The 22,578-nt window shown below is 64.6% G+C and carries 18 protein-coding genes; 9 read left to right on the plus strand and 9 right to left on the minus strand.

All coding sequences use genetic code 11. The features are described 5' to 3' along the window. Nucleotides 1-8: 8 nt before the first annotated feature. Both JY96_RS01890 and JY96_RS01895 read right to left on the minus strand, forming a co-directional pair. Nucleotides 9-1,091, minus strand: coding sequence for an AI-2E family transporter (locus tag JY96_RS01890; RefSeq protein WP_035034487.1), 1,083 nt, complete (start codon nucleotides 1,089-1,091; stop codon nucleotides 9-11). A gap of 51 nt (nucleotides 1,092-1,142) precedes the next feature. Further along, a complete protein-coding gene (locus JY96_RS01895) occupies nucleotides 1,143-1,889 on the minus strand; it encodes a hypothetical protein (RefSeq protein WP_035034489.1) in 747 nt (248 codons plus the stop codon). Nucleotides 1,890-2,075: 186 nt separating this feature from the next. On the opposite strand from JY96_RS01895, the gene plsY reads away from it, so the two are divergent. Together plsY and JY96_RS01905 are read left to right on the plus strand one after the other, a co-directional pair. Continuing rightward, a complete protein-coding gene (plsY, locus tag JY96_RS01900; RefSeq protein WP_035034491.1) occupies nucleotides 2,076-2,711 on the plus strand; it encodes a glycerol-3-phosphate 1-O-acyltransferase PlsY in 636 nt (211 codons plus the stop codon). Between the two features lies 1 nt (nucleotide 2,712). Further along, nucleotides 2,713-3,141, plus strand: a complete 429-nt coding sequence (locus tag JY96_RS01905) for a glutaredoxin family protein (RefSeq protein ID WP_035034492.1) — start codon at nucleotides 2,713-2,715, stop codon at nucleotides 3,139-3,141. Here JY96_RS01905 and JY96_RS01910 read toward each other — a convergent pair. The 4 genes from JY96_RS01910 to dcd form a co-directional block, all read right to left on the minus strand. Next, entirely contained in the window at nucleotides 3,102-3,728 is a 627-nt protein-coding gene (locus JY96_RS01910; protein WP_035034496.1) for an L-threonylcarbamoyladenylate synthase, read from the minus strand. The genes JY96_RS01905 and JY96_RS01910 overlap by 40 nt on opposite strands. A gap of 37 nt (nucleotides 3,729-3,765) precedes the next feature. Beyond that, on the minus strand, nucleotides 3,766-4,626 hold the full coding sequence (locus JY96_RS01915) for a 3',5'-nucleoside bisphosphate phosphatase (RefSeq protein WP_035040787.1): 861 nt from the start codon (nucleotides 4,624-4,626) through the stop codon (nucleotides 3,766-3,768). A gap of 55 nt (nucleotides 4,627-4,681) precedes the next feature. Then, nucleotides 4,682-5,077 (minus strand): iron chaperone, encoded by a 396-nt coding sequence (locus JY96_RS01920; protein ID WP_081960958.1) that lies wholly within the window; start codon nucleotides 5,075-5,077, stop codon nucleotides 4,682-4,684. A 302-nt stretch (nucleotides 5,078-5,379) separates the two neighbouring features. Next, nucleotides 5,380-5,949, minus strand: a complete 570-nt coding sequence (gene dcd / locus JY96_RS01930) for a dCTP deaminase (RefSeq protein WP_035034503.1) — start codon at nucleotides 5,947-5,949, stop codon at nucleotides 5,380-5,382. A 232-nt stretch (nucleotides 5,950-6,181) separates the two neighbouring features. Between dcd and JY96_RS01935 the strand changes: the two genes are divergently transcribed. Then, nucleotides 6,182-7,444 carry a nitrate/nitrite transporter gene (locus JY96_RS01935; protein WP_035034505.1) on the plus strand — a complete coding sequence of 421 codons (1,263 nt, stop codon included), beginning with the start codon at nucleotides 6,182-6,184 and terminating at the stop codon, nucleotides 7,442-7,444. 164 nt (nucleotides 7,445-7,608) lie between these two features. Here the strand turns inward: JY96_RS01935 and JY96_RS01940 are convergent, their stop codons facing one another. Further along, nucleotides 7,609-9,342, minus strand: coding sequence for a bifunctional protein-serine/threonine kinase/phosphatase (locus tag JY96_RS01940; protein WP_035034507.1), 1,734 nt, complete (start codon nucleotides 9,340-9,342; stop codon nucleotides 7,609-7,611). Between the two features lie 231 nt (nucleotides 9,343-9,573). On the opposite strand from JY96_RS01940, the gene nirB reads away from it, so the two are divergent. The 5 genes from nirB to ybiB all read left to right on the plus strand — a co-directional run bounded on the left by nirB (nucleotide 9,574) and on the right by ybiB (nucleotide 17,285). Beyond that, nucleotides 9,574-12,006, plus strand: coding sequence for a nitrite reductase large subunit NirB (gene nirB / locus JY96_RS01945; protein ID WP_035034518.1), 2,433 nt, complete (start codon nucleotides 9,574-9,576; stop codon nucleotides 12,004-12,006). 47 nt (nucleotides 12,007-12,053) lie between these two features. Further along, entirely contained in the window at nucleotides 12,054-12,872 is an 819-nt protein-coding gene (locus JY96_RS01950; RefSeq protein WP_052162037.1) for a type IV pili methyl-accepting chemotaxis transducer N-terminal domain-containing protein, read from the plus strand. Nucleotides 12,873-13,008: 136 nt separating this feature from the next. Beyond that, on the plus strand, nucleotides 13,009-13,365 hold the full coding sequence (gene nirD / locus JY96_RS01955; RefSeq protein WP_035034523.1) for a nitrite reductase small subunit NirD: 357 nt from the start codon (nucleotides 13,009-13,011) through the stop codon (nucleotides 13,363-13,365). 29 nt (nucleotides 13,366-13,394) lie between these two features. Further along, entirely contained in the window at nucleotides 13,395-16,253 is a 2,859-nt protein-coding gene (locus tag JY96_RS01960; RefSeq protein ID WP_052162863.1) for a nitrate reductase, read from the plus strand. A 63-nt stretch (nucleotides 16,254-16,316) separates the two neighbouring features. Continuing rightward, nucleotides 16,317-17,285: a DNA-binding protein YbiB gene (ybiB, locus tag JY96_RS01965; protein WP_035034525.1), complete on the plus strand. Its 969-nt coding sequence runs from the start codon at nucleotides 16,317-16,319 to the stop codon at nucleotides 17,283-17,285. Here the strand turns inward: ybiB and JY96_RS01970 are convergent. Further along, on the minus strand, nucleotides 17,246-18,277 hold the full coding sequence (locus JY96_RS01970; protein ID WP_052162864.1) for a DMT family transporter: 1,032 nt from the start codon (nucleotides 18,275-18,277) through the stop codon (nucleotides 17,246-17,248). The genes ybiB and JY96_RS01970 overlap by 40 nt on opposite strands. A 136-nt stretch (nucleotides 18,278-18,413) precedes the next feature. Here JY96_RS01970 and JY96_RS01975 point away from each other — a divergent pair, with 136 nt between their 5' ends. After that, nucleotides 18,414-18,992, plus strand: coding sequence for a DUF2314 domain-containing protein (locus JY96_RS01975; RefSeq protein WP_035034527.1), 579 nt, complete (start codon nucleotides 18,414-18,416; stop codon nucleotides 18,990-18,992). 18 nt (nucleotides 18,993-19,010) lie between these two features. Here the strand turns inward: JY96_RS01975 and JY96_RS01980 are convergent, their stop codons facing one another. After that, entirely contained in the window at nucleotides 19,011-22,577 is a 3,567-nt protein-coding gene (locus tag JY96_RS01980) for an indolepyruvate ferredoxin oxidoreductase family protein (RefSeq protein WP_035034528.1), read from the minus strand. Nucleotide 22,578 lies beyond the last annotated feature (1 nt).

Consider the following 22,578-nt stretch of genomic DNA (forward strand, 5'->3'; position numbering starts at 1 on the left):
ATCAGCACCTACTGCGCCAGAAAGAAGCGGCTGCCCTGGTAGGCATGCAATAAGCGCCGCCCCAGCAAGGTCAGGAAGGCCGCCATGGGCAAGGCAATGACCACCCCCCAGAAACCCATCCACCGGCCAAACAGCATCAGCGCCAGGATCACACCCAAGGGGTGCAGGCCGATGCGTTCCCCCACCAGGCGAGGCGTGAGGAAGAAGCTCTCGATCACCTGGCCAAAGCCGTACACCACCGCCACGGCCAGGAGCGGCGAAGTGGCCTGCGGTGTGGCCACGCCAAATTGCAGGAGGCCAGCCAGAATGGCCAGCACCAGCCCCACCCCATAGCCCAGGTAAGGAATGCAGATGGCCAGGCCGGTGAACACGCCAATCGGCAAGGCCAGATTGAAGCCAAACAGGCTCAGACCGACGCTGTAGTACGCCGCCAGAATCAGCATGACCAGCGCCTGGCCACGCAGGTATTGCCCCAGCAGGTCGTCGCACTCGGCCATGACTTCGTGTGCCAGGGGGCGCCACCGGGCGGGCAGCAAGGAACGGAAGTGGCCCGTCAAGGGGTACCAGTCCAGCAGCCAGTAAAAAGCCAGCATGGGCAGGAGCACCGCCAGCCCGACCAGGGTCATGATGCTGCTGCCACCAATCAGGAGGGAAGTCCAGAGTGTGCCGCTCCATTGTGTGGCATGGCTCTGAACCAGCTTGACCAGCTCACCCTTGAGCGCGTCCACCGTGGTGGGCAGCTTGAGGCCCCATTGCGCCAGCCAGGGCGTCAGCTTGCCCCAGATGGCCGCCAGAAGGTCGGGCAATTGGTCGCGCAGCGCCGGCGCCAGCTGGGACACGATGGGCACGAGCAGCACCAGCAGCGTCCCGACCACCAGGGCCAGCAGCAGCAAGCAGGCTGACACGGCCAGCGACCGAGGCCAGCGCCACGCCACCAGCTTGTCGACCGCCGGGTGCAGCGCATAGGCCAGGACCAGGCTGATCACGAACGGGGCCAGCACGGCCGCATGCCACCACAGCACGCCCAGCAAGGCGGCGGCAGCCAGCAGGCTCCAGATGGGTTTGAGGGGGTGATCGGTCGCTTGGGTCATGAACGGGGGGATTTTATCGACCTCCCCGTCGCCTGGACGTCACAAGGCAGATCAATTCTTTCGGCCGTACACCGACACGCGCGCCGACTCCAGCGCCTGCTCCAGCTTGACCTGATCGCGCTGGTTTTCCGGCTTGGCTTGAAAGTCAGCCAGGATGGCGGCCTCGCGGCGCTTGTATTCCTTCTGAAGCGCGGCGTCGCGGGCCTGCTGCTCGGCTTCTGGTTGAGGCGCCGCACCATTCAGTGCGGCTTGAGCCTGCTCCAGCTTCTGTTTGCGCAATTCTTCGTTGGGCTCCAGATCCGTCCACAAGGCAGATTCGAGCATCAGGGCTTCGCCCATGGTCAGCTCGGCCTGCTTGAGACGATCGGGGATCTGCTCCAGCAAACGCCGCGCGAGTTGATGCCGCGTGGTCACGTCCGGGCTGTCCTGCAGGCTTTGCCACTGCTCGAAACCTTTCTGGAAACGCAGGTACTTGACGACGCGCTCCAGCTCGCTGCGCGGGTTGGCCGTCCTGGACATGGCTTCTTTCAGCGCGACCCAGTCTTCGGGCGTGAAATCAGAGGGGCGACCGTCTTCCATCACCTGGGGAGCCACCAGCAAAGCGGAATCGATCTTCGGCCCCGCTTTGGCCGCATCAGGCTTGGCAGGCACCGCTGCCTTGCTCTCGGCCACAGGCTCATCGATCTGTGCGGCAGCATGGGTCTGCCACCACCACGCGCCCACGCCCACGCCACCGCCCAGCGCCATGGCCAGAACCCATGAGCGCTGCCAGAGCTTGGGGTTTTCGTATGAGATCATGGGTGACTTACCTGCCAGCAATTAACGGGACGCAAACAAGATCCCGGGATTGTCCGCACAGGATAGCGTGGCTCAGCATGGGACAAACCCCGGCGAAGCGGGCACCGTACCGAAGCCACTACACTTGCGCCCTGTCGGCGACACGCCCGCTTACAAGCTCGTTTACAAAGTACACGCTTTTCTCGCATGAACCTCTCCAGCCTGGACCCCAAACTGCTTGCCGCCATCGGTGCCGTTGTCGCCTACCTGATCGGCTCGCTGTCGTTTGCCGTCATCGTGAGCCGCTTGTTCGGCCTGGCCGACCCTCGCAGCTATGGCTCGGGCAACCCGGGCGCGACCAATGTGCTGCGCTCAGGCAACAAAGCCGCGGCCATCCTGACGCTGCTGTTTGATGCGCTCAAGGGCTACTTCCCTGTGGTGATCGCACAGCACCTGGGCCTGGACACCGTCACGATCACCGCCGTGGGCCTGGGCGCCTTCATTGGCCATTTGTGGCCGGTGTTCTTCAAGTTCGAAGGCGGCAAGGGCGTGGCCACGGCCGCCGGTGTGCTGCTGGGCTTTGCGCCGGCTCTTGGGGGCCTGGTACTGCTGGTGTGGCTGGGCATGGCCGTAGTGTTCCGCTATTCCTCGCTGGCCGCGCTGACCGCGTCCATCGCCGCCCCCATCATCCAGTTGCAAGGCTGGGGCTTCAGCGCCATGACCGTTGGCGTGATCGTGATGAGCGCGCTGCTGATCTGGCGCCACGAAGCCAATATCCGCAAGCTGCTGGCCGGGCAGGAAAGCAAGCTGGGCCAGAAGGCGGCCCCACCAGCCGGGCAGTGAAATGAGCAAACACCCACGCAACCGGCGCGGCTCGCTGGCCAGCCTGGTGGTGCTGGTGCTGGCGGTGGTGGGCCTCATGCAAGGCCTGGCCTGGTGGCGCGACAAGCAGGCGGCCGATCAGATCAAGGCGCATCTGCCAGGGCAGCGCATCACGATGTATAGCACCGTGAGCTGTTTCTACTGCGCCAAAGCCAGAACCTGGCTCAAGGCGCATGACATCCCCTGGGACGAATGCGATGTCGAGCAAGATGGCGCTTGCCGAGCCACCTTCGATGCGCATGGGGCCCCTGGTACGCCACTCATCCGCGTCGGCACGCGCTGGAACCTCGGCTTTGACCCGGTGTGGCTCGCGCAAGCCCTCAAGTCATCCGAGCGCGTGGCAGAACAGGCTCAATCCAGCCCCAGCGCCGACACGTCGCCGCGCCCCTGACGGATCACCTCTGCCCCGCCCTGACTGAGGTCGATGACGGTCGTGGGCTCCTGATGGCAGGCACCCGCGTCCACCACGCCCTGGATCTGCTTTTGCAATGCATCGCGGATTTCGCCCGCGTCGTTGAGGGCCTCGGTCTGCCCCGGCAGGATCAGCGTGCTGGCGATCAGGGGCTGGCCCATCAACTCGAGCAAGGCCTGTGTGACCCTGTGATCGGGCACGCGCAGGCCAATGGTGCGGCGCGAAGGGTGCGACACTCGGCGAGGCACCTCTTTCGTGGCTTCCAGGATGAAGGTGTAAGGGCCAGGTGTGCCCAGCTTCAGCAGCCGGTACTGGCTGTTGTCGACGCGGGCGTAATTGGCCAACTCGGACAGATCCCGGCACAGCAGGCTCAGGTGTTGCCGCTCATCGATGCCGCGGACACGGCGAAGCTGGTCCACCGCGGCCTTGTCGTCCAGATGGCACACGAGTGCGTAGCTGGAGTCGGTGGGCAGGGCCACCAGGCCGCCGCGGTGCAGGATGTCCACCGCCTGCTTGAGCAAGCGGGGCTGGGGGTGTTCAGGGTGAACTTCGAAGTATTGGGCCATAGCCCTCTAGCCTAACGCCTCTTTGCCGAGGCCCTTCTCAAGGGTGCAACACCCGGGGCGCCAGCGCCTCCCAGACCGGGGTAACCTTGCCGGGCAGGTTGGGCAAGGTGCCCAAGTCGGTGTGGCTCTCGGATGGGTCATGGAAATCGGAGCCGCGGGAAGCCAGCAGGTCGAACTCGCAGGCCAGATCCGCGTACTTGGCGTACTCGGCCACGGTGTGGCTGCCGGTGACCACCTCGACGCCCTGACCGCCATGCGCCTTGAACTCGGAGAACAAGGCGTACTCTTCGTTGGGCGTGAAGTCATAACGGCCGGGGTGTGCGACGACGGCCACGCCACCGGCGCCCACGATCCACTTCACGGCATCCGACAAATTGGCCCAGCGGTGCTCGACAAAACCCGGTTTGCCTTCGGTGAGGTAGCGCTTGAACACCTCATGCGGGTCACCGCACACACCGATCTCCACCAGGTAGCGGGCGAAGTGCGTGCGGGAAATCAGATCGGGGTTGCCCACGTATTTCAGTGCGCCTTCGAAGGCACCAGGAATGCCCACGCGGGCCAGGTCAGCGGCCATGTCGCGTGCACGCCGCTCGCGACCACCACGGGTGTCCGCCAGGCCCTGCATGATGGCGGGGTCATCCGGATCAAAGCCCAGGCCGACGATGTGCACCGTCTTGTTGGCAAAGCTGACCGAGATCTCGACGCCGGGCAGGTAGGCCATGCCCAAGGCGGCGGCGGCGGCATGAGCGCGATGCTGGCCGCCCACCTCGTCGTGGTCTGTCAGCGCCCACAACTCCACACCGTTTCGGCTGGCGCGCTCGGCAACCTCTTCTGGCGACAAGGTGCCATCCGACACGTTGGAGTGGCAGTGCAGATCAGCGTTCGTCACGGTGTTCATCAAATGCATGATGGGATGCTATCAAGCCGCAGGCCGCCCGGCTGATGCGAGGCGATTAACCCCACCGAGGACTTGAACGAGACTGGGACGCGCCCCAGGCCTGCAGGCAGGCCAGCGTGAGTTCACGCACCAGTTGTTCATCCACCGGCTGGCGGTAACGCACCTTGATGTGGCGCATGCCTTTGCCGGCACCGTCCAACTCGGGGAACTCGCCCACCAGCAGCACGCCGTTGAACACCTGCAGGTGCGCGTGCATCTTGTGCAGCACGATGGCCATCACGTTATCGCCATCGTTCATGAAACACAGATTGCCCCATTTCACTTCAGGACGAAGGTGGGGCGCGGCAGCCAGAATGGCTTTGTGCATGGCCTGAGCGGTATCCCGCTGCTCAGGGCGCAGGCTGTCATAAAACGCGTTGATCAACGCGGGGGACTGAAGTGGTCGGCGCATGGGGGTAGGCCCAAAAAAGATTCAAAACGACATCAATGCGCACTCGACACCCCCTCCCTGAAGCCGTCTCAAGGCCTCTGTGTGAATGCACAGCCCTATTTTCATGACCACCTTCTGCTTTTTTACTTCTTGCAAGAGACGGCTGTCCAGCGACATGCCCGTTTCAGTGGGATCACGTACCAGGCGCACCGCCATGACTGGCGTTTGGATTGCGCTCGATGCTCTGAACCGATTGTAACAGACCGTAATGAACCGCCGTACCCTCATAAGGGTGGATACAGCGGGTTATCGGTCAAAACGGCTCAAGTCTTAGGCAGGGTCACGCCGCGTTGGCCTTGGTATTTGCCACCTCGATCACGGTAACTCGTTTCGCAGACTTCGTCACTTTCGAAGAACAGCACCTGGGCGCAGCCCTCGCCAGCGTAGATCTTGGCTGGCAGCGGGGTGGTGTTGCTGAACTCCAGCGTGACGTAGCCTTCCCACTCGGGCTCGAATGGCGTCACGTTGACGATGATGCCGCAGCGTGCGTAGGTGCTCTTGCCCAGGCAGATGGTCAGCACATTGCGGGGAATGCGGAAGTACTCGACGGTGCGGGCCAGCGCGAAGCTGTTGGGCGGGATGATGCAGACATCGGCGTTGATGTCCACAAAGCTCTTTTCGTCGAAGTTCTTGGGGTCCACCACGGTGGAGTGGATGTTGGTGAAGACCTTGAATTCCGGCGCACAACGGATGTCGTAGCCATAACTGCTCGTGCCGTAGCTCACGATCTTCTGGCCATCGGCCGCCGCCCGAACCTGGCCGGGCTCGAAGGGCTCGATCATGCCGTGCTCTTCGGCCATCCGGCGGATCCAGCGGTCTGACTTGATGCTCATGAATGCTCCTTTTGACAGGCGTGATTGTGCTTCAAGCCAAGGCACCCGCCGCAGCGGGATGCCCTGCCCGCCCCTCACTCGCAGGGCGGGCGCCAGGCCAATCGTGCACCAGCTTGCATCAGGTCAAGCTGACTGCACCGGCTTCGTGCGCACCTGGCTGGCACGATTCTGGCTTGCCCATGCACCGAATCGACGCGAATCAAGACGTCGATCAACCGCTGAGGCTTACAACATGGATTCCTTCAAGACCTTCCTCAAGGCGGGCCATAGCCCGACCTTGTTCGCATCGTTTTTGTATTTCGCGTTTTCGTGCTGCATCTGGGTATTGAACGGCGCCATGGCCCCGTTCATCACCGATGACTTGCACCTGACGGCGGCCCAGAAGGGCCTGATGCTGTCCATTCCCATTTTTGCAGGCGCCTTCATGCGCTTCCCTCTGGGGCTGCTGGCGCAGTACATCGGCCGCAAGCGTGCCACCCTGGTCGAGATGAGCATGATCGCGGTGGCCATGTTGTTTGGCTACTTCTTCGTTCACACCTTCAATGACCTGCTGGCCATGGGCACCCTGTTGGGGATCGCCGGTGCCAGTTTCGGCGTGGCACTGTCGCTGGGTTCGGGCTGGTTCCCTCCGCGCTACAAGGGCCTGGCCATGGGCCTGGTGGGCGCCGGCAACGTCGGCACGGCCGTGTCGGTGCTGGTGGCGCCGCCGCTGGCCCAGGCTTATGGCTGGCAGACGGTGTATGGCTTTGCTGCGATCGCCATCTGCATCCCGATGATCGTGATGATCGTGTTCGCCAAGGAGCCGCCGGACCTCGATGCACACGCCAGTTTCCGCGAGCACATCGCCTGCCTGTTCGAGAAGGATGGCTGGGCCTTCAGCATCATCTATGGCGTGACCTTCGGTGGCTTCATCGGCCTGACCTCCTTCCTGCCGAGCTACTACTACGACCAGTTCCATGTGAGCAAGGTGCAGGCAGGTCAGCTGACCATGCTGGCCGCCTTCATGGGCGCGGCGCTGCGCATCTTTGGCGGCTGGATCTCGGACCGCTGGGGCGGCGTCAACACCTTGACGGTCGTCATCGTGACCGTGGCCATCTCGCTGGTGCTGTGTGGCCTGAGCGGCAATTCGCTGACGGCCACCACGCTCCTGCTGATGCTGTGCTTCGCGGCATTGGGCGCCGGCAATGGCGCGCTGTTCCAGCTGGTGCCGCTGCGCTGGCCTTTGACCACCGCCGTGGCGGGTTCGATGATTGGCGAGATCGGCGCGCTGGGTGGCGGCCTGGTGCCCAACGCCATGGGGATGTCCAAACAGCTCTCCGGCACCTACCTCTGGGGCTTCGTGACCATCGCCGTGCTGGCCGTCATCGCGCTGAGCATGATGCGCGTCATGCAAGTGCGCTGGACGCGCACCTGGGCTGAAAAGGGCGGCCGTGCCCGCACCATGCCGGCCGCGCCTGCAAGCGCTGTCTACGGCAAGCAGGCCGTCAGCCGCTGACAGGTAGCTGGCGCGCGCCCGTCAAGGTCGCGCGTCACACATCACAACGCTTTCAATCGAAAGCCGCCCCATAAGGGCGGTATTGACCTGACCGACACCCCTGGTCAGCCGCCCTGGAGGTCCCTCGTCCTTCCAGGGCTTTTTTTAGCCTCGATGTGCCGCTGTCAATGCGGCAGGAACAGCAGCCAGTAGGCCATCAGCACGTTGAGCAGCACCGACACCGCAAGCGCGATCTTCCAGATGGCCATCGGGTCGCGCGCCAGCAAGGGTGTCGACAGGGGGGCGGACAGCGGCCTGGATGCGCCACGCTCCAGCGCCAGCAGCAGTTCCTCCGCGGTCTCAAAGCGTTGGCGAGGGTCTCGCGCCACGGCCTTCAAGACGAGGTGATCCAGCCAGATGGGCACGTCGGGGCGCAACCTCGATGGCGGTGTCGGGTCCCGGCGATAACGCCCCACCTGATACGGCTCGATCTCGCCATAAGGCAGCCGGCCCGTGAGCCATTGGTACAGCGTCACGCCAAAGGCGAACAGGTCGCTTTGCGGGCTGACACGCGCCACGTCGGGGTCCTCACTCCATTGCTCCGGGTTCATGTAGCTGGGCGTGCCGGCATGCAGCACACGCAGGCTTTCGGGCTCTTTGCCGGACAAGGCCACCCCCAGGTCCAGCAGGCGCCATTGGCCATCATCAGCCAGGTGCACGTTATCGGGCTTGATGTCCCGGTGGATGACGCCAAACTGGTGCAGGCGGCCGAGGGCGCGCACCACATTCGCCGCAGCCTCCACGATCTCGGTGACGGTGAAGTGCTTCTTGGCTTGAAGCAGTTCACCGAGTGTCTGGCCGCTGTGCCAATCGAACAAGGCATAAAAGCTGGAGGCGTCCTTGGGCTCATGCACATGCACGAGGCCCTTGGTCTTGCGCTCGGTCACGCGGGCGCCCAGCCAGGCTTCATGGGCCAGCATGGCCCGCTCTTCTGGATCGTTCGCGCGCGCTTCGTGCAAGGTCTTGAGCGCCAGCAACTCACCGGTCTGTTGATGCCTGACCTGGTAGAGCCGGTGCACGCCGTTGGCGAACACACAGGCTTCGACCCGCATGCCGTCGATCACGTCACCGGGCTGCAAGCGCGATGGAACGGGCAACTGGCGGCCTCGGCGCTCGGCGTCTTCCAGCCGGGCCGCGGCCAGGCCCTTGACGCGGATGACGAGCGCGGTCGCGTTGTCCCGCCCGTTGGATGCCAGGGCCTTGGCCACCAGGGCCTCGCTGGCCTCTTGCGCATCACCTTGCTCGGCCAGGGCCTTGAGCAGCTTGGGCTTGAGCACGCCGTGCACGCCATCGCTGGTCAGCACAAAGGTGTCGCCGATCTGCAGATCACCCTCCAGGTAGTCCACACGCAGACCATCGTCAAGCCCCACGGCCCGCGTCAGCCCACCCTGGAACTCGAGTGGGCCCAGGGTGTGGTCCTGCGTGAGCTGGGTGCATTCGCCGGCCCGCAGCAAGTAGGCGCGGGTGTCGCCCACATGGGCCATTGTGTAGCCGTGGCCACGCAGCACGATGGCCGTCAGCGTGGTCATGCCCGCCACGCCCAGGCCTTCGAGGTTGCGCACACCCTGGCGGCGCCGGTTGTGGTCGGCCAACCAGGCGTTCTGCGCGCCGATCAGGCGGTCCAGTGCGACGGTGGTGTCCCAGGTGGCGGGCGTGGCGTAGTAGTCGCGCAGCAAGGTTTCGACCGTGGTCTGCGCAGCCTCACCCCCCAGGCCACCGGTCGAGACGCCATCGGCCAGCGCGGCGATCACACCCCAGGCCTCTTCGTGGGGCGCGGGTTGCCCCACACCGGCGTGGTCCTCCAGCACCGATCGGGGGCCGCGCTGGCTGGCGTAGCCCACATCGAGGTCAAAACTCATTGTTGTCCTTCAGCGTGTTGTCTTGCCGACCGCACTGTTTGCGTGCGGCCATTTTCTTGCCCCGGGTTGACGCAATTTCTGCGCCCGCTATCGGTGCAGGCCAGCGCATTGAATCGTGACGCCCCCAGCAAGACCACCCTGTTCAATTTGGTGCGCCCCGAAACCGTGCTGGCCCGCTTATTGCTGAGTGAAAGGCACAACTATTTTGATTCCCGCTGACGGAGCGTTCGCATGAAGAAGATGAAGCTGGTGATGGTGGGCAACGGCATGGCCGGGGTCCGCACACTCGAAGAGCTGTTGAAGGTCGCGCCTGATCTGTATGAGATCACCGTCTTTGGCGCCGAGCCTCATCCCAACTACAACCGCATCCTGCTGTCGCCCGTGCTGGCCGGCGAACAGACCGTGGACGAGATCATCCTCAACCCGCTGACCTGGTATGAGGAAAACGGCATCAAGCTGCACCTCAACAAGAAGGTCGTCAGCGTGGACCGCACCCGCCGTGTGGTGGTGGCCGAGGATGGCACCGAAGCGGAATACGACCGCCTGTTGCTGGCCACGGGCTCCAACCCCTTTATCCTGCCGGTGCCGGGCAAGGACCTCAAAGGTGTGATTGCCTACCGCGACATCGCCGACACCCATTACATGATCGAGACGGCCAAGACGCACAAGCATGCGGTCGTGATCGGTGGCGGCCTGCTGGGGCTGGAAGCGGCCAATGGCCTGATGCTGCGCGGCATGGACGTGACCGTGGTGCACATTGCCCCGTGGCTGATGGAGCGCCAACTGGATGATGTCTCGGCCAGGCTGCTGCAGCGTTCGCTGGAAGAGCGTGGCCTGAAGTTCCGCATTGGTGCCCAGACGCAGGAGCTCGTGGGTGGCGAAGACGGGCGCGTCAAGGCCGTCAAGTTCAAGGATGGCACCGAGGTGGCGGCCGACCTGGTCGTGATGGCCGCGGGCATCCGCCCCAACACCGAACTGGCTGAGAAGATCGGCATCCATTGCAACCGCGGCATCGTGGTCACCGACACCATGCAGACGGTGACGGACCCGCGTGTGTATTCGGTCGGCGAATGCGCGGCGCACCGTGGCATTGCCTATGGCCTGGTGGCGCCCTTGTTCGAGCAGGGCAAGGTGTGCGCGAACCACCTGGCGCTGTATGGCATTGGTCGCTACACCGGCTCGCAAGTGTCGACCAAGCTGAAGGTGACGGGCATCGACCTGTTCTCGGCAGGGGATTTCATGGGCGGCGAAGGCACGGAAGAGATCGTGCTGTCGGACCCCTTTGGTGGTGTCTACAAGAAGCTGGTGCTCAGGGGCAACAAGCTGGTCGGCGCGTGCCTGTATGGCGACACGGTCGATGGCAGCTACTACTTCAAGCTGATCCGCGAAGGCACGTGTGTCAACGACAAGCGCGACCGCCTGATGTTCGGCGAGTCCAATATCGGTGACACCGGGCATGAAGGCCACAGCAAGGCGGCGGCCATGGCCGATACCGACGAGGTCTGCGGCTGCAATGGCGTGACCAAGGGCACCGTTTGCAAGGCCATCAAGGAAAAAGGCCTGTTCACGCTGGATGAAGTGCGCAAGCACACCAAGGCCAGTGCCTCGTGCGGTTCGTGCACTGGCCTGGTCGAGCAGTTGATCATGTTCACGGCAGGCGGTGACTACTCGGCCACGCCGCAGAAGAAGGCCATCTGCGGTTGCACGGACCTGAGCCACCAGGATCTGCGCGACGCCATCCGCGAAGAGAAGCTGTTGTCGATCGACGGGGTCTACAAGGTCAAGGGCTGGCGCACGCCCAATGGCTGCGCCACCTGCCGCCCCGCCATCAACTACTACCTGATCAGCACCTGGCCCAAGGAGGCGCAGGACGACCCGCAAAGCCGCCTGATCAACGAGCGCAGCCATGCCAATATCCAGAAGGATGGCACCTATTCGGTGGTGCCGCGCATGTGGGGCGGCGAGACCACAGCCGACGAGTTGCGCCGCATTGCCGATGCGGTGGACAAGTACAAGATCCCCACGGTCAAGGTCACCGGTGGGCAACGCATCGACCTGCTGGGCGTGAAGAAGGAAGACCTGGTCAATGTCTGGAAGGACATCGGCATGCCTTGTGGCCACGCCTATGCCAAGGCCCTGCGCACCGTGAAGACCTGTGTGGGCAGCGAGTGGTGCCGCTTCGGCACGCAGGACAGCACGCAGATGGGCAAGGATCTGGAGAAGGCCTTGTGGCGCATGTACGCCCCACACAAGGTGAAGATCGCGGTGTCGGGCTGCCCGCGCAACTGCGCCGAAGCCGGCATCAAGGATGTGGGCGTGATCGGCGTCGATTCAGGCTGGGAGCTGTACGTGGCCGGCAACGGCGGCATCAAGACCGAGGTGGCGCACTTCTTTGCCAAGGTGAAGACATCAGAGGAAGTGCTGGAATATTCGGGCGCCTTCCTGCAGCTCTACCGTGAAGAAGGCTGGTACCTGGAGCGCACTTGCCACTATGTGAGCCGCGTGGGCCTGGACCACGTCAAGCGCAAGATCCTGGAAGACCACGCGTACCGCAAAGCGCTGTGGGCCAAGCTGCAGTTCTCGCTCGAAGGTGAGCCGGACCCCTGGTTCGAGTTCGACAAGGCCCATGTCGATGTGCGCCAGTTCGAACCGCTGACCGTCTGAACCAAAGTCGACATTGTTTTATCTGGAGACCCCTGTCGGGGGGCAACATGCAGTTGATTGAAAGTCGCACCGAAAGTCGTCGTACATGGTTGAAGCAGAGCCTGGCCCTGGCCGCAGGCGCTGCGCTGGTCACCCCGGCCTGGGCACAGATCAGCAGCCTGAACGAGGCCATCAACAAGGCGGGCCGCCAACGCATGCTGTCGCAGCGCATGGCCAAGGCCTGGTTGGCCATTGGCCAGGGGGTGGATGCAAAACGGGCCGAAAAAGTCCTGTTTGATTCCATGTCCTGGTTCGACCGCCAGTTTGTGGAGTTGAAAGCCTATGCACCGACGCATGAGATAGAAGCCACGTACAAAGCCATGGAGCCCGTGTGGAGCGACTACAAATCAGCCCTGGTGGGCTCGGCGCCTGATCGCAGCGCCGCACCCATCCTGCTGAGCCTGGACGCCAAGGTCTTGAAGCTGGCGCATCAAGGCACGGTGCAACTGGAGCAGTACTCGGGCAAGGCAACCGGCAAGCTGGTGAACCTGGCCGGCCGCCAGCGCATGCTGTCGCAACGCACGGCCAAGTTCTACCTCAGTCAGAGCTGGGGCGCCGCCGTGCCGGAGCAGGTGAAGGAGCTCAATGTGGCACGCCAGGAGTTTGCGCAAGCCCTGACCCTGCTGAGCAACGCGCCGCAGGCCACCCCCGCCATCAAGCAGGAGCTGGAACTGGCCAGGCAACAGTGGATCTTTTTTGACAACGCGCTCGCCCGCATCGGCGAGAACACAGGCAGCCTGCACCACGCCACCGAGGTCTTCACCAGCAGTGAAAACATCCTGCAGGTGATGGACAAGGTCACCGGCCTGTACAGCAGGCTCGCCTGAACCAGGTGAGACGGGGCGGTCGCGCGCCCCATCAAGCCAGCGGCCCGGCCGCATCGCTCTTTGGATCACCATGTGAAGGCTGGCGAGCAGAACTCGCCGCCACCCGCTGAGAAACACAACGAAACCGAGAATTGCCATGAGCCAATGGAAGCCCATCTGCTACGTTGAAGACATCCCCAAACTGGGCGCACGCCGTGTGCAGCGCCAGCAAGGTGGCGAGGTGGCCGTATTCCGTGCGGCGGATGACCAGGTCTTCGCCCTGCTGGACCGCTGCCCGCACAAGGGTGGCCCGCTCTCTCAAGGCATCGTCTTCGGCCACAGCGTGGCTTGCCCGCTGCACAACTGGACCATCGGGCTGGACAACGGTTGCGCCAAAGCGCCCGACGAAGGCTGCACGCCGAAGTTCTCCGTCAAGGTCGAGGCGGGCCAGGTCTTCCTGGACCTGGATGAGTTGAACAGCCTCGCGCTTGAAGCTGCCAAGGCTGCGGAGTGAACGCCATGAGCACGCCTAGCAACGCCAACATGGGCGGGCACGCGCTCGCCTCCGACGCCTCTAACGCCTCCGCCGACACCCAGACCACCCGCGCCACCTGCCCTTATTGCGGCACGGGTTGCGGCGTGTTGATCGAGTCACGCCAGGGCCGCATCATCCAGATCCAGGGTGACCCCCAGCACCCGGCCAACTTTGGCCGCCTGTGCACCAAGGGCAGCACCTTGCACCTCACCGCCTGCCCATCGGTCACCCAGCAGACGCGCCTGCTCGCGCCCATGCGCCGTGATCAGCGCGGCGAGGCCCCCGCCCCCGTCGCGTGGGACACCGCACTGGAAGAAGCCGCCGACAAGTTCGCCGCCATCATCCGCCAGCATGGCCCGGACGCCGTGGGCTTTTACGGCTCGGGCCAGTTGCTGACCGAGGACTACTACGTCCTCAACAAGCTGGTCAAAGGCCTGATCGGCACCAACAACGTCGACACCAACTCGCGCCTATGCATGAGCAGCGCGGTGGCCGGCTACAAGGCCACGCTGGGCAGCGATGCCCCACCGGCCTGCTACGACGACTTCAAGCACGCGCAGACGCTGTTCATCGTGGGCGCGAACACGGCATACGCGCACCCCATCCTGTTCCGTCGGATCGAGGATGCGCGCCGCGCCAACCCGGCCATGAAGCTGATCGTGGCCGACCCGCGCCGCACCGAAACGGCCGACATGGCCGACCTCTTCCTGCCCATCCTGCCGGGCACGGACGTGGCCTTGTTCCACGGCATGCTGCACGTGCTGATCACCGAGGGCCTGATCGACATGGCCTATGTGAACCGCCACACGCAGGGCTTCGAGGCACTGCAGACCATCGTGCAGGACTTCACCCCCGAAGCGGTGGCCAGTACCTGCGGGATCCCCGTGGCCGACCTGGTTCAGGCCGCGCGCTGGTTCGGCGCCCAGACGCCCACCTTGTCGCTTTACTGCCAGGGCTTGAACCAGAGCAGCAGCGGCACGGACAAGAACGCCGCACTCATCAACCTGCACCTGGCCACCGGCCAGATCGGCATCCCCGGCGCAGGCCCCTTCTCGCTGACCGGCCAGCCCAATGCCATGGGGGGCCGCGAAGTGGGCGGCATGGCCAACCTGCTGAGTGCGCACCGCGACCTGGGCAACCCGTCACACCGCGCCGAGGTGGCCGCGCTATGGGGCGTGGACGATGTGCCCGCCCACCCCGGCAAGACCGCCGTCGAGATGTTCGAAGCCGCCGCCCGAGGCAAGATCAAGGCCTTGTGGATTGCGTGCACCAACCCTGCCCAATCCCTGCCGGATCAGGCCACCGTGCGCAAGGCCCTTGAAAAGGCCGAGTTCGTGGTCGTGCAGGAGGCCTTCGCCACCACCGCCACCTGCGCCTTTGCCGACCTGCTGCTGCCCGCCACCACCTGGGGCGAGAAAGACGGCACGGTCACCAACAGCGAACGCCGCATCAGCCGCGTGAACGCCGCCGTGCCGCCTTCTGGCGAAGCCCGCCATGACTGGGCCATCCTCAGCGACTTCGGCCGCCGCCTGGAAAAGCGCCTCACCCAACGCACCGCACATTACCGTGCGGGCACCACCACCCTCTTCCCTTACGACTCGCCTGAATCCGTGTGGAACGAGCACCGCGAATCCACACGGGGCCGCGACCTGGACATCACGGGTTTGAGCTATGCCATCCTCGAGACGGTCGGGCCCCAACAGTGGCCCATGCCCGAGGGCGCATCAACAGGCCAGACCCGCCTGTACGCCGGTGGCGTCTTCCCGACCGACGACGGCAAGGCGCGCTTTGCGGCCATGCGCTACGAACCCGTGAGCGAGCCGCGTGACCAGCGCTACCCATTCAGCCTCAACACCGGCCGCCTGCGCGACCAATGGCACGGCATGAGCCGCACGGGCACATTGGGCCGACTGTTTGGCCATGTCAGCGAACCCAGCATCGACCTCAACCCGGGCGACATGGCCCGCATGGGCCTGCAGGCGGGCGACCTGGTGCAGGTGGCCTCACGGCGCGGCCAGATCATTGCGCCGGCTCAACCCAGCGAGGCCATCGCCCCCATGCAGGCCTTCATGGCCATGCACTGGGGCGAGGAATACCTCAGCGGCCTGGACAAGCAAGGCCAGGCCATGAGCGGCGTCAATGCGCTGACCGTGCCCACGTTCTGCCCCAAGTCCAAACAACCGGAACTCAAACACGCAGCGATCAAGATCACGGCCACCCGCCTGCTCTGGCGTTTGCTGGCCGTGGCCTGGATGCCCGAATCTGAAGCCCTGGCGGCCAAAGAGGCGCTCAAGCCCTTGATGTCGGCGTTTGCCTTCACCAGCTGCGTGCCCTTTGGCCGTGAGCCGCACGAAAAGGGCAAGGTGGGCTTGCTGTTCCGTGCCGCGGCCATGGAAGCGGCCAGCAGCGAACTGATCAGCCGCATTGAAGCCTTGCTGGGAATCGAAGGCGTGGACGTGTTGCGCTATGAGGACAAGTCTCGCGGCCAACGCCGTGCCATGCGCATGGAGCGCACCGACGAGGGCCTGAAGCTGGATGCTTTCGTGCTGGCCGGCGACATCAGCGCGGAAGCCTGGATCAAGCCCCTGCTGCAAGACGAGTTGCTGGCCGACGCCTATGGCCGCGCCCTGCTCTCGCCCGGCGCCACGCCACCCGTGGCGGTCGTCTCCAAGGGCAAGCAGATCTGCACCTGCTTCAACGTGACGGAGCCCGCCATCATCGACACGCTGGCCACCTGCCAGGGTGACACCGATGCCCGCCTGGCGCAGCTGCAGGGCGCATTGAAATGCGGCACCAACTGCGGCTCCTGCATCCCCGCCTTGCGGCAGCTTGTCAAGCTGCATCCGGCCCTCGCGTCGGCATCTTGAACCCAGCGCGCAAGTGGCCACGTCCGGCCGGATAATGGCCCGCCAGGACGTGGACACACCAACATGAGCATTGCCGCATACATCAAGATCATTGGCCGGGGCAAGGATGGCGCCCGCTCTCTGGGCATCGACGAGGCCCGCGACCTGTTCGAGCAGGTGCTGGATGCCAAGGTCAGCGACCTGGAGATCGGCGCCTTCTGCCTGGCCATGCGCATCAAGGGTGAATCCGTCGAGGAGCTGGATGGCTTTGTGCAGGCCACGCATGCGCGCTGCATCGACCTGTCGGAAGCCACTGCGGCCGCGCCCAAGGGCATCGTTGTCCTGCCCTCGTACAACGGTGCGCGCAAACTGCCCAACCTGACCGCCCTGCTGGCACTGGAACTGGCTCGGCAAGGCGTGGGCGTGCTGGTACATGGCCCGTCCGTGGACCCCACCCGCGTGACCACGGGCCAGGTCTTCGAGGCCGCAAGCTTGCCCATCGTGCGCGATGCCAGCGAACTGGCCGCCGCCTGGCAAGCAGGCCAGCCCGCCTTCATGGACATCGCCGACCTGTGCCCCGCCATGGACAAGCTGCTGGCCGTGCGCTGGACCATCGGCCTGCGCAACCCCGGGCACTCCGTGGCCAAGCTGCTGGACCCGTTCACGCTGTCGCACGGCCACCTGCCCAGCGTGCGCGTGGTCAACCACACCCACCCCGAGTACGCGCACTCGCTGCGTGCCTACCTGCAACACGCGCATGCCAACGCCATGCTGATGCGCGGCACCGAAGGCGAACCCGTGGCCGATGCGCGCCGCCAGCCCAAGTGCGACATCTTCATCCGCGGTGAACACGACGAGGCACTCAGCCTGTCACCGGTAGAAGGTGTGCTGACCACCCTGCCGGATCTGCCCACCAGCCACACCGCCGCCGACACGGCTCAGTACATCGCACAGGTGCGCGCGGGTGTACAGCCTCTGCCACCCGCCATTCAGGCGCAGGCCCAGGCGCTGGTTCAGGCCTTGGCCCGCGTGGCAGCCACGGCCACGGCCTGAGCCTTTGCAGGCTGGCTGGCCCTGCTCAGAATCACGATCCCGGCCAGCACGGTGGCCGTGCCCACCAGCAGGCGCCAGGTGACCGGCTCGCCCAGCCACCAAGCCGCCATCCAGATGGTGGACAAAGGCCCCACCATGCCCGCCTGCGAGGCCATGGACGCGCCCACCAGCTGCACCCCGCGCATGACCAGCCACACGGGCAAGACCGTGCAGCAGGTGGCGTTCAAGGCCGACAAGGCCCAGGCCTGCCAGGGCAAATGGGCCACCTGCCCCTGTTGCCCATGGGTGAGATAGCCCACGGCCCACCATTGCAAGAGCGCCATGCCGCAGGCTGCACACGAAGCCAGGCCCACCAGACGCATGGAGCCGAACTTCTGCACCAATTGGCCACTGCCCATCAGGTAGACCGCATAAGACACCGCACTGAGAAACACCAGCACCGACCCCAGCGTGATCGCATGATGCGCGTCCAGGTCATGGGCACTCTTGGCCACCAGCGCGGCGGCGTCCCAATCGTGCAACCACACAATGACCACGCCGATGTAGGACAAGGCCATGGCCAGCACCTGCTGCCAGCGCACGACATGCCCCAGCCAGAGCGCCGACAGAATCAGCACGATGGTCGGGTTCAGGTAAAGAATGGCGCGCTCCAGGCTTGCGCTGATGTACTTCAGGCCCATGAAATCCAGCGTGCTGGCCAGGTAGTAGCCACAAAAGCCCAGGCCCACGATCTGCCACATCTGGCGCCGCGTGAGCCGCCCGCCGGTGCCTGAGGCTTGCTGCTGTCGCCCCGCCCACCAAGCCATCGCCAGGAACATCGGGAAGGCCATCAGCATACGCAGGCCGACCACCGTAAACGGGTCTGCCCCCATGCGGTACATCAGCTTGGCCACCACGGCCTTGCCCGAAAACGCGATCGCGCCGGCCACCGCGAAGATCAAGCCTTGTGTGCGGTAACGATGGAAATCCGAAGTGGCTGCCCTGTCTGTCATGCCAGGCACCATAGCCCACTTTGGTGCGCCGCAAGGGGTAGCACACGATTCTCCCGGCGCAGGCTCAGGGGTTTCAGCGAGGCTGGTGTCACCCGACATGGGTAGACTGCGGGGCAACGCATTCCACCTCTACAACATGAAACGACTCCACCGTTTTGCCCTGGCATCCTTGCTCTTGCTGAGCACGCAGCTGGCTCTCGCCGACAAGGCCGCCCCGCAAGCCAGCAAGCCTGCCGACAAGGCCAGCGCCCCTAAGACGAACCAGAAAGCCGCAGCCAAAGCGGACGAAGTGGTCGAGATCGACACCGAAGACCCGGCCATGAAGGCGGCCGTCAAGAAGGCGCAAGCCACCTTCGACGACTTCATCAAGACGGTGTCGGTGCGCAACCCCAATATCGGCAACATCTCCGTGCGCGTGGCGCTGCGCGATGGCAAGAAGCTCGAATACGTCTGGCTGGCGCCCTTCACCATCCTGGACAAGGGCGGCTACAAGGGCACGATCAGCGCCATCCCGACCATCGTCAAGAAGTACCAGTTCTCGCAGCAGGTGCCCTTCAAGCGCGCCGACGTGGTGGACTGGATGTACACCGAGGCCGACACGCGCATCATGCACGGCAACTTCACCACCTGCGCCCAGCTCTCACACGCCCCCGAGTCGGACATCAGGGAAATCAAGAAGCGCTACGGCCTGGACTGCACACGCAGCGCACCTTGATCGCAGCTGGCAAGGCCCTCAAGCCTTGCCAAACGCCGCCATCAACTTGGCCCACTCGCCCTGCACCGGCACCAGGTTGGCGTGGCGCACCGGGCCATAGCCCTTGATCTTGTCGGCCAACTCGGCCACCTTGCAGGCTGTCTCCAGATTGCCCGCATTCAGCGTGCGCAAGATGGTTTCCAGCATGCCCACGTACTGCGCCAGCACGGCGCGGTCTTCCCGGCGATCACGGCTGTAGCCCATCGGGTCCAGCCAGGTGCCACGCAAGCCGCGCAGCATCGCAAGCCACCGCATCCCCCACTGCCACAACGGGCCGAAGTCATGCTTGCGCGGGCGATCGCTGGCGCTCTTGGCGCCGCCCAGCCATGGTGGCGCCAGGTGCAGCACCATGCGCCAGTCGCCCTCGAACTGCTCGTCCAGCTGGGCCTTGAAGGCACGAGAAGTCAGTAAGCGGGCCACCTCGTATTCGTCCTTGTAGGCCATCAGCCGGAACAACTGGCGCGCCACGGCCTCGGTCAGCCGGGTGCTGCTCAAGGTGGACTCGGCCTGGCGCACGCGCCCGACCAGCGCGCGATAGCGCTCGGCATACGCCTCATCCTGGTACTCGGCCAGGTAGCTCATGCGGCGCTGCACCAGAGTATCCAGGTCTTCCTTGCCGTAGCGCAACGGGCGCGCGGCCCATTGCACCGGCTGCGCAGGCATGCTCATGCGGGCCACGAACACCGGGTCGTGCGCGGCACGGCGGCCCCATTCGAATGCTGCCAGATTACGTTCCACCTGCACGGCGTTGAGCTCGATCGCGCGGGTCAGCGAAGCCAGGCTCAAAGGCACCCAGCCCATCTGCCAGGCGTAACCCAGCATCAGCGGGTTGGCGTAGATGGCATCACCCAGCAAGCGGGTGGACAAGGCCACGGCGTCCAGCCGCTTGATGGCTTGCACGCTCACCTCATCGGCCAGCACCTGATCACAATGGCCGGCTGGGAACTGCCAGTTGGCATCGTGCATCAGGGCCGCGGTGGGGGTGTGGTGAGTGTTGAGCGCCACGCGTGTGCGGCCTTTGCGCATCACGGCCACGGTACTGGCATGTGCGGCCACGATGGGATCACAGCCAATCACCAGATCGGCCTCGGCCATGCCCACCTTGGTGGTGAAGATGGCGTCTGGTGTGTCGGCGATCTGGATGTGGCTCCAGGTGGCGCCGCCCTTTTGCGCCAGCCCGGCTGACTCCTGCGTCACCGCGCCCTTGCCTTCCAGGTGGGCCGCCATGCCCAGCAACTGGCCGATGGTGATCACGCCCGTGCCGCCAATGCCAGCCACCACGACGCCGTAGGCCGATGCGGCCGATGGCAGCTCGGGCTCGGGCAAGGCGGGCAGCTTGCTCAGGTCAGGCGCGCCCTCCTTGGGTTTGGGCGCCCGCAACTGGCCGCCCTCGACGGTGACCAGGCTGGGGCAGAAGCCCTTCACGCATGAGAAGTCCTGGTTGCACGAGCTCTGGTTGATCTTGCGCTTGCGCCCGAACTCGGTCTCCACCGGCTCGACACTCAAGCAATTGGACTGCACGGCGCAGTCGCCGCAGCCTTCGCACACCAGCTCGTTGATCACCACGCGCTTGGCCAGCTTGGGCATGGTGCCGCGCTTGCGGCGGCGGCGCTTTTCGGTGGCGCAGGTCTGTTCATAGATGATGACCGTGCAGCCCTCGACCTCGCGCAGCTCCTTTTGGACGCTGTCCAGCTCGTCCCGGTGGAACACCTGCACGCCTGGCGCCAGGTCATCGATAGACAGGTACTTGTCCGGGTCATCGCTGACCACCACCACGCGGCGCGCACCTTCTGCATGCAGCTCACGCGTCATGGCCGGCACAGACAAGGTGCCATCAATGGGTTGGCCACCGGTCATGGCCACCGCATCGTTGAACAGGATCTTGTAGGTGATGTTGACCTTGGCTGCGATGGCCTGGCGCACGGCCAGCAGGCCTGAGTGGAAATAGGTGCCGTCACCCAGGTTGACGAACACATGCTTTTCATCGGTGAACGGGGCCTGGCCGACCCAGCTCACGCCCTCGCCGCCCATTTGCGTGAAAGTGCCGGTGCTGCGGTCCATCCACATGGCCATGTAGTGGCAACCGATGCCGGCCATGGCACGCGAGCCCTCCGGCACGCGTGTGGAGGTGTTGTGCGGGCAGCCACTGCAGAACCACGGGGCACGCTCGACACTGGCGCTCTGGTGCGCCAGGGCTTCTTCCTTGGCTTCGATCACGCGCAGGCGCTCGGTGATGCGCTCGCGCAAGGCGGGCTCCATGTCGCGCAAGAGGCCGAGCTTGTCGATGCGCTGCGCCACGGCCTTGGCGATGATGGCCGGGGTCAGATCGGCCTTGGCGCGCAGCAACCAGCGCGAAGCCGGGTTGGGCATGGACCATTCGCCACCGGTGAAGTCGCCATCGGGCTCGCTGAACTTGCCCAGTACATTGGGGCGCACGTCTTCACGCCAGTTGTACAGCTCTTCCTTGAGCTGGTACTCGATCATCTGGCGCTTTTCTTCGATGACCAGGATCTCCTGCAGGCCGGTGGCGAACTCGCGCGTGCTGCTGGCCTCCAGCGGCCACACCACCGACACCTTGTGGATGCGCAAGCCGATGCGCCGGCAGGTGTCATCGTCCAGGCCCAGGTCATGCAAAGCCTGGCGCAAGTCGTTGTAGGCCTTGCCACTGGCGATCAGGCCCAGCTTGGGGTTGTCGCTGTCGAGCACCGTGCGGTTGAGGCGGTTGGCGCGGATGTAGGCCAAGGCCGCGTACCACTTGTAGTCCATCAGCCGCGCTTCCTGCGCCAGCGGGGCATCGGGCCAGCGGATGTGCAAGCCGCCTTCGGGCATCACAAAATCACCAGGCAAAACGATTTGCACACGGTCCGGGTCGACACACACCGTGCTGGACGACTCCACCACTTCCTGAATGGCCTTCAGGCTGGACCACAGGCCCGAGAAGCGGCTCATGGCAAAGGCGTGCAGGCCCAGGTCCAGAATTTCCTGCACCGAGCTCGGGAAGAACACCGGCAGGCCACAGGCCTTGAAGATGTGGTCGCTCTGGTGCGCCACGGATGAACTCTTGGCCGTGTGGTCATCACCGGCCACGGCCACCACGCCACCGTATGGCGAGGTGCCGGCCATGTTCGCGTGTTTGAACACGTCAGAGCAACGGTCCACACCGGGGCCTTTGCCGTACCACATGCCAAAGACACCATCGAAGCGATGCGGCCCTGGCGTCAGCGCCAGCTGCTGCGTGCCCCAGACCGCCGTGGCGCCCAACTCCTCGTTGACCCCGGGCTGGAACACGATGTGGTGCTTCTGCAGATGGGGCCTGGCCTGCCACAAGGCCTGGTCATAACCACCCAGGGGTGAGCCTCGATAGCCGCTGATGAACCCGGCGGTGTTCAGGCCCACCATGGCGTCTCGGGTGTGTTGCAGGATGGGCAGGCGAACCAGCGCCTGGATCCCGCTCATGAAGGCCTGGCCTCGATCAAGCGCGTACTTGTCGTCCAGCGACAGGGTCGCCAGGGCCTTGAGCACATCTGCCGGCAGCGGTGCGTTCATC

The sequence above is a fragment of the Aquabacterium sp. NJ1 genome (assembly GCF_000768065.1).
In the GTDB taxonomy this organism is placed as follows: domain Bacteria; phylum Pseudomonadota; class Gammaproteobacteria; order Burkholderiales; family Burkholderiaceae_C; genus Aquabacterium.

Excerpts from the sequence above, each read along its gene's own strand:
- JY96_RS01895 (WP_035034489.1), bottom strand. The coding sequence starts at position 1,889 with ATGATCTCATACGAAAACCCCAAGCTCTGGCAGCGCTCATGGGTTCTG.
- JY96_RS01890 (WP_035034487.1), bottom strand. The coding sequence starts at position 1,091 with ATGACCCAAGCGACCGATCACCCCCTCAAACCCATCTGGAGCCTGCTG.
- JY96_RS01940 (WP_035034507.1), bottom strand. The coding sequence starts at position 9,342 with ATGAGTTTTGACCTCGATGTGGGCTACGCCAGCCAGCGCGGCCCCCGA.
- JY96_RS01975 (WP_035034527.1), top strand. The coding sequence starts at position 18,414 with ATGAAACGACTCCACCGTTTTGCCCTGGCATCCTTGCTCTTGCTGAGC.
- nirB (WP_035034518.1), top strand. The coding sequence starts at position 9,574 with ATGAAGAAGATGAAGCTGGTGATGGTGGGCAACGGCATGGCCGGGGTC.
- JY96_RS01920 (WP_081960958.1), bottom strand. The coding sequence starts at position 5,077 with ATGCGCCGACCACTTCAGTCCCCCGCGTTGATCAACGCGTTTTATGAC.
- plsY (WP_035034491.1), top strand. The coding sequence starts at position 2,076 with ATGAACCTCTCCAGCCTGGACCCCAAACTGCTTGCCGCCATCGGTGCC.
- JY96_RS01915 (WP_035040787.1), bottom strand. The coding sequence starts at position 4,626 with ATGAACACCGTGACGAACGCTGATCTGCACTGCCACTCCAACGTGTCG.
- dcd (WP_035034503.1), bottom strand. The coding sequence starts at position 5,949 with ATGAGCATCAAGTCAGACCGCTGGATCCGCCGGATGGCCGAAGAGCAC.
- JY96_RS01960 (WP_052162863.1), top strand. The coding sequence starts at position 13,395 with ATGGGCGGGCACGCGCTCGCCTCCGACGCCTCTAACGCCTCCGCCGAC.
- JY96_RS01905 (WP_035034492.1), top strand. The coding sequence starts at position 2,713 with ATGAGCAAACACCCACGCAACCGGCGCGGCTCGCTGGCCAGCCTGGTG.
- JY96_RS01970 (WP_052162864.1), bottom strand. The coding sequence starts at position 18,277 with ATGACAGACAGGGCAGCCACTTCGGATTTCCATCGTTACCGCACACAA.
- ybiB (WP_035034525.1), top strand. The coding sequence starts at position 16,317 with ATGAGCATTGCCGCATACATCAAGATCATTGGCCGGGGCAAGGATGGC.
- nirD (WP_035034523.1), top strand. The coding sequence starts at position 13,009 with ATGAGCCAATGGAAGCCCATCTGCTACGTTGAAGACATCCCCAAACTG.
- JY96_RS01935 (WP_035034505.1), top strand. The coding sequence starts at position 6,182 with ATGGATTCCTTCAAGACCTTCCTCAAGGCGGGCCATAGCCCGACCTTG.
- JY96_RS01980 (WP_035034528.1), bottom strand. The coding sequence starts at position 22,577 with ATGAACGCACCGCTGCCGGCAGATGTGCTCAAGGCCCTGGCGACCCTG.
- JY96_RS01950 (WP_052162037.1), top strand. The coding sequence starts at position 12,054 with ATGCAGTTGATTGAAAGTCGCACCGAAAGTCGTCGTACATGGTTGAAG.
- JY96_RS01910 (WP_035034496.1), bottom strand. The coding sequence starts at position 3,728 with ATGGCCCAATACTTCGAAGTTCACCCTGAACACCCCCAGCCCCGCTTG.